The 5890-nt window shown below is 53.0% G+C and carries 7 protein-coding genes; 3 read left to right on the top strand and 4 right to left on the bottom strand.

Features of this window, described 5'->3' with window-relative positions; genetic code table 11:
* The 4 genes from ACTHUE_RS09770 to ACTHUE_RS09755 all read right to left on the bottom strand — a co-directional run.
* A partial coding sequence (locus tag ACTHUE_RS09770) for an ATP-binding protein (protein ID WP_440423378.1) occupies window positions 1-614 on the bottom strand: 614 nt, incomplete at its 3' end.
* 194 nt (window positions 615-808) lie between these two features.
* Window positions 809-1696, bottom strand: a complete 888-nt coding sequence (gene prmA, locus ACTHUE_RS09765) for a 50S ribosomal protein L11 methyltransferase (protein ID WP_049336915.1) — start codon at window positions 1694-1696, stop codon at window positions 809-811.
* An 89-nt stretch (window positions 1697-1785) separates the two neighbouring features.
* Window positions 1786-2595, bottom strand: coding sequence for a 4-hydroxy-tetrahydrodipicolinate reductase (dapB, locus tag ACTHUE_RS09760; protein WP_049336916.1), 810 nt, complete (start codon window positions 2593-2595; stop codon window positions 1786-1788).
* Between the two features lie 9 nt (window positions 2596-2604).
* Complete coding sequence (locus tag ACTHUE_RS09755; protein ID WP_049336924.1) at window positions 2605-3000, bottom strand: outer membrane protein assembly factor BamE; 396 nt, start codon at window positions 2998-3000, stop codon at window positions 2605-2607.
* 151 nt (window positions 3001-3151) lie between these two features.
* On the opposite strand from ACTHUE_RS09755, the gene fur reads away from it, so the two are divergent.
* The 3 genes from fur to dapD all read left to right on the top strand — a co-directional run bounded on the left by fur (window position 3152) and on the right by dapD (window position 5557).
* Entirely contained in the window at window positions 3152-3649 is a 498-nt protein-coding gene (gene fur / locus ACTHUE_RS09750; RefSeq protein ID WP_003682812.1) for a ferric iron uptake transcriptional regulator, read from the top strand.
* A 77-nt stretch (window positions 3650-3726) separates the two neighbouring features.
* The gene (gene aat / locus ACTHUE_RS09745) at window positions 3727-4473 is read left to right on the top strand and encodes a leucyl/phenylalanyl-tRNA--protein transferase (RefSeq protein WP_070460638.1); all 747 of its coding nucleotides are present in this window, start codon (window positions 3727-3729) and stop codon (window positions 4471-4473) included.
* A 262-nt stretch (window positions 4474-4735) separates the two neighbouring features.
* On the top strand, window positions 4736-5557 hold the full coding sequence (gene dapD / locus ACTHUE_RS09740) for a 2,3,4,5-tetrahydropyridine-2,6-dicarboxylate N-succinyltransferase (protein ID WP_107792234.1): 822 nt from the start codon (window positions 4736-4738) through the stop codon (window positions 5555-5557).
* Window positions 5558-5890 lie beyond the last annotated feature (333 nt).

The raw sequence follows: 5890 nt of genomic DNA, 5'->3' as shown, positions 1-5890 counted from the left end.
TCTACGCCGTTATTGAGGAAGGAAAGTTCGCGGATACGTTTGGCAAGGGTGTCGAAGCTGTATTCGACATTGCCGAAGGTTTCGCTGCTGGCGAGGAAGCGTACGGTTGTACCTTTTTTGTCGGAATCGCCGACGACCTTCAACGGCTCTTCGGTTTCGCCGCGTACGAAGCGGACGAAGTGTTCTTTGCCGTCACGGTAGATGGTCAGCGTTACCCAGTCGGACAGCGCGTTGACGACGGATACGCCCACGCCGTGCAGACCGCCGGAGATTTTGTAGCTGTTGTTGTCGAATTTGCCGCCTGCGTGCAAGACGGTCATGATGACTTCGGCGGCGGAGCGGCCTTCTTTCGGGTGGATGCCGGTCGGCATGCCGCGGCCGTTGTCGGCCACGCTGACGGAATTGTCGGCATGGATGGTTACGGTGATTTTGTCGCAATGTCCGGCGAGCGCTTCATCAATAGCGTTGTCGAGCACCTCGAACACCATGTGGTGCAGGCCGCTGCCGTCCTGCGTGTCGCCGATATACATACCGGGGCGTTTGCGTACCGCTTCCAAGCCTTCCAGCACTTGTATGCTGTCGGCGCCGTATTCTTCGTGTTTTTGGTCAGTCATGGTCTTTTCTTGCTGAATTTCAAGGAATTTTTCCGTGCGCGCGATGAAATGTCAAACGGGCGCGGCGGATGTGTTCCGAAAGGTCAAAATAATAGGCAATTATACCTGATTTTGCTGGAATATTCAGCGTTTTAAGTACAAAAAGGCCGTCTGAAAGATTAAATTTCAGACGGCCTTTGTATCGGAAAACGGGTTTAGCGTTTGACGCCGCTCAATCGCGCCCAGCCTTCTTCGATTTCGGCAGGCTCAATGTCAAACCATTGGCTGTAAATGCCGCTGAGTTCTTCGACTTGTTCGTCCAAAAGGCCGGACAAGACAATGCGGCCGCCTTGTTTGGTACGCGCGGCAAGCATTTCGCCGAGCATACGCAGCGGGTTGGCCAGAATGTTGGCGACAACGACATCAAATTGGCCTTGCGGCAGGCCGTCCGGCAGGTAGAACTGCGCGTCAACGTTGTTTTGCGCGGCATTGTCTTTGCTGGCGCGGATGGCTTGTTCGTCAATATCTACGCCGATGGCGGAGCCTGCGCCGAGTTTGAGGGCGGCAATGGCCAAAATGCCTGAGCCGCAGCCGTAGTCCAATACGCTTTCGCCGCCTTTGAGCTGTGTGTCGAGCCATTTGAGGCAGAGGCGGGTGGTCGGATGGCTGCCTGTGCCGAAGGCAAGACCCGGGTCAAGTTGCAGGTTGACGGCGTTGCCGTCGGGCGCTTCGTGCCAAGACGGGGTAATCCATAGGCGGTCGGAAATTTGAATCGGGTCGAATTGCGCTTGGGTCAGGCGTACCCAGTCTTGATCTTCAAGAATTTCGCCGGTGTATTTCAAATCGTTCAAACCGCATTCCTGCGCGGCGGATTCGATAATGGAAGCGGCGTCGTCGCTTTCGCCGAAAAGGGCGATGACTTTGCTTTGTTGCCAGATTTGCTCGGTCGGCATGCCCGGCTCGCCGAAAATGGCCTGCTCGTTTTCTGTGCCGGCGTAGGCATCTTCAATGGCGGCGGACAATGCGCCGTGTTCCATCAACGCGTCGGCAAGGCGTTCGGCGACGGCATCGTTGACGTTGATGGTGATTTGTTGATAGGACATGGTGGGGCTTTCTTTTTAATAAGGCCGTCTGAAAATCGACGTTGTGCTTTCAGACGGCCTTGTAAGGTATGAAACCTGATGATGCGGGTTTATCGGTTTTTCAAACCCAGTACGTCTTGCATATCGTACAGGCCTTTTTTGCCGTTTGCCCAAACTGCGGCGCGTACAGCACCGGCGGCAAAGGTCATGCGGCTGCTGGCCTTGTGGGTGATTTCCACGCGCTCGCCGTCGGTGGCGAAGAGGGCGGTGTGGTCGCCGACAATATCGCCTGCGCGGACGGTGGCAAAACCGATGGTGGACGGATCACGCGGGCCGGTGTGGCCTTCGCGGCCGTAAACGGCGCATTCTTTGAGGTTGCGGCCGAGTGCGTCGGCAATGACTTCACCCATGCGCAACGCGGTGCCGCTTGGGGCATCGACTTTGTGGCGGTGGTGGCCTTCGATGATTTCGATGTCGTAGCCTTCGTTTAACACGCGGGCGACGGTGTCGAGGATGTGGAAGGTCAGGTTGACGCCGACGCTGAAGTTGGCGGCGAAGACAACGCCTATTTTTTCGCCTGCGGCTTGGATGGCGGCTTTGCCTGCGTCGTCGAAGCCGGTGGTGCCGATGATGATGTTGACGCCTTTTTCCACGCATTTTTGCAGGTGTTTCAGGGTTGGCTCGGGACGGGTAAAGTCGATGAGGACATCGCTTTGAGCCAGTACGGCATCTGCGTCGTCTGAAATGGTAACGCCGGTTTTGAGGCCGGAGGCGAAGCCTGCATCCAAACCCAATACTTCCGAACCGGAATGCTCGAGTGCGCCGGAAAGGACGGCATCGGGATGGTTGTTGACCGCTTCAACCAAAACGCGACCCATGCGGCCGTTGACGCCGGCAATGGCGATTTTCAATGCGCTCATGGGGCTTCCTTATTGCGGCTTGGTTTCGGTGGTCGGAACGATGTTTTGTCCGGCTTGAACCGCTTCGATGGATTTCTGAATGGCATCACCTTCGGCGCGTGTGAGGACATCGTTTTCAAAGTACAGGGTCAGGTTGCTTTGTTCTTTGATGATGCCGTTGCGGCTGGTGTTGAAAGTGTAATCCCAGCGGTCGGCATGGAAGGCGTCGCGCAGGAGTGGCGTACCGAGCAGCAGTTGGACTTGGTCGCGGGTCATACCTTGGCGCAGGGAAACCACGGCGCGCGGATTGAGCTCGTTACCTTGAATGATTTTAAGTTTGTAGGATGGAAAGTTGGATACGCGCTCGGCACTGCATGAGGCCAGACCTAAAATAGCGGCGATGGCAAGGCATAAGGCTTTATTCACGGGCTTACCTTTCTGTGTCATTTCGGGAAAGATGTTTATCATCGCTTGAATATTTTTAAAAAGCAAACGATAATCATCTTCTTAATTTTTCTTTTCGCCGATTTTCAATTGCAAGACCGGCGGCAGATTGCCGCCCTTTAACGGCCCAATAGTGGGCAAACGGGCGGAAAGTGCGTATTATAACGGTTATTACCTTACAGGGATATTGAATATTATGGAAAAATTCAGCAACATTGCGCAATTGAAAGACAGCGGTTTGAAAGTTACGGGTCCACGTTTGAAAATTTTGGACTTATTCGAGACTCATGCCGAGGAGCATTTGAGTGCGGAAGATGTGTACCGTATCCTGTTGGAAGAGGGCGTGGAAATCGGCGTGGCTACGATTTACCGTGTGTTGACCCAGTTTGAACAGGCCGGCATTTTGCAACGCCACCACTTTGAAACCGGCAAAGCGGTTTACGAATTGGACAAAGGCGATCACCACGACCACATCGTTTGCGTGAAATGCGGCGAAGTAACCGAATTCCACAATCCGGAAATCGAAGCGCTGCAAGACAAAATTGCCGAAGAAAACGGCTACCGCATCGTCGATCACGCGCTGTATATGTACGGCGTATGCGGCGAATGCCAAACCAAAACCAAACGTTAAGCAGTTTGTATGTTGATTTTTCAGACGGCCTTGGGCATTTTCAGCCTGAGGCCGTCTGAAACTTTATGGGCTTTGCGATGAAGATTCCTTTTCTTGCACCACGGGATTATCGTTTCCCCGACCCGTCTTACGCTTTGGCCGAATGCGACGGCTTGGTCGGCGTCAGCGGCGATTTGGATACGGGGCGGCTGTTGTCGGCGTATGGGCAGGGGATTTTTCCGTGGTTTAGCCGCGACGGTTGGTTTTTCTGGTATGCGGTTGCGCCGCGAGCTGTGATTGTGCCGGAAAGCCTGCATATAGGCCGTTCGCTCGCCAAAACTTTGCGTCACAAGCCGTATCGGGTAACGGTCAACCGCTGTTTTGAAAAAGTGATTGCCCATTGCGCCAATGTGCCGCGTCCAGAACAGGACGGAACGTGGATAGAACCTGCGTTTCAGACGGCCTATTTGAAGCTACACCATCAGGGGCATGCGCATTCGTTTGAATGCTGGCTGCCGGATGAGCAAGGCGAAATGCAGTTGGCAGGCGGGTTTTACGGCGTGCAAATCGGCTGCGTGTTTTATGGCGAATCGATGTTTGCTTTGCGTCCCGATGCGTCAAAGATTGCGTTTGCCTGCGCCGTACCGTTTTTGGAGGATTTGGGCGTTGCGCTGATAGACTGTCAGCAGGATACGGAACATATGCGCCGTTTCGGTTCGCAGTTGATGGATTTCGCCGACTTTCAGACGGCCTTGAAAGATTTGAACGCGAAACCGTTAAAGCGGAATATCGAATGCGGCGTGGTGGCTGAAAATCTTCTGCAAAAGATTGGCGGCGAAGATTGATTTATCGGCACGGTGTGTCGGCAGAATCGACAGTCTGCATATTGTGATTGGGAAACCGGTTGGAAAATAAATACGATTCAACTCTCTTGAACAGGCCGTCTGAAAATCTTGGCTTAACCAAAATCCGGCCGTGTAACGCTCGGCGCTAATCATGTTAATAGCTGACGAAATCGCTTTTACATGGCAAAATAACGAGTTAAATATTTGTAATAGGGCGGCCTGAATAGGTTTCAGACGGCCCTGATCTCTTGAAGGAATCAACATGTCTTTGCAAAACATCATTGAAACGGCTTTTGAAAACCGTGCCGAAATCAATCCGCATACCGTTACCCCCGAAGTGCGTGAAGCGGTTTTGGAAACCATCCGCCAACTCGACTCCGGCAAACTGCGCGTTGCCGAGCGTTTGGGTGTGGGCGAATGGAAAGTCAACGAATGGGCGAAAAAAGCCGTATTGCTGTCTTTCCGCATTCAGGACAATGAAATCCTCAACGACGGTGTGAACAAATACTTCGACAAAGTGCCGACTAAATTTGCCGATTGGTCTGAAGACGAATTCCGCAGCGCAGGCTTCCGCGCAGTTCCGGGTGCGGTTGCCCGCCGTGGCAGCTTTGTGGCGAAAAATGTCGTGTTGATGCCTTCTTATGTCAATATCGGCGCATACGTTGACGAAGGTGCGATGGTCGATACTTGGGCGACTGTCGGTTCTTGCGCGCAAATCGGTAAAAACGTGCACTTGAGCGGCGGTGTCGGTATCGGCGGAGTCCTCGAGCCTCTGCAAGCCAGCCCTACCATTATTGAAGACAACTGCTTTATTGGTGCGCGTTCTGAAATCGTTGAGGGCGTGATTGTCGAAGAAGGCAGCGTGATTTCTATGGGCGTATTCATCGGTCAATCCACAAAAATCTTTGACCGTACTACCGGCGAAATCTATCAAGGCCGCGTACCGGCTGGTTCGGTTGTCGTATCCGGCAGCATGCCTTCCAAAGACGGCAGCCACAGCCTCTACTGCGCAGTTATCGTCAAACGCGTGGACGTGCAAACCCGTGCGAAAACCAGCGTGAATGAATTGTTGCGCGGTATCTAATCGGATAACGATAACGCTGATTGAAGGTGGTATGCTCACTCTATGGTTAGTTTTGAACAAAAAAACAGGCAGAATGTTCTGCCTGTTTTTTTATGGCTTAAAGGCCGTCTGAAACGATTTCAGACGGCCTTTTGTTTTTGATGATGGGTTGTTTTAAGGTCAATTGAGGCAAGGGAAGGGTATTCCCTTTCTGGGACTACGCTTCCGGCCAGTCGGCGCAATAGTATTGCCAATAGATTTCTTCAAAAGGAATCTTGCCGTAATCGCACAACCACGGTTTGGCGCGTGTGGTGTAGTGGATAACGGGCGGGACGGTGTCAGGTTTGGGGAATA

This window comes from Neisseria sp. P0021.S005 (genome assembly GCF_051956955.1).
Note: the sequence above shows the minus strand (reverse complement) of the source record. Positions and strands in the feature narration are given on the sequence as shown.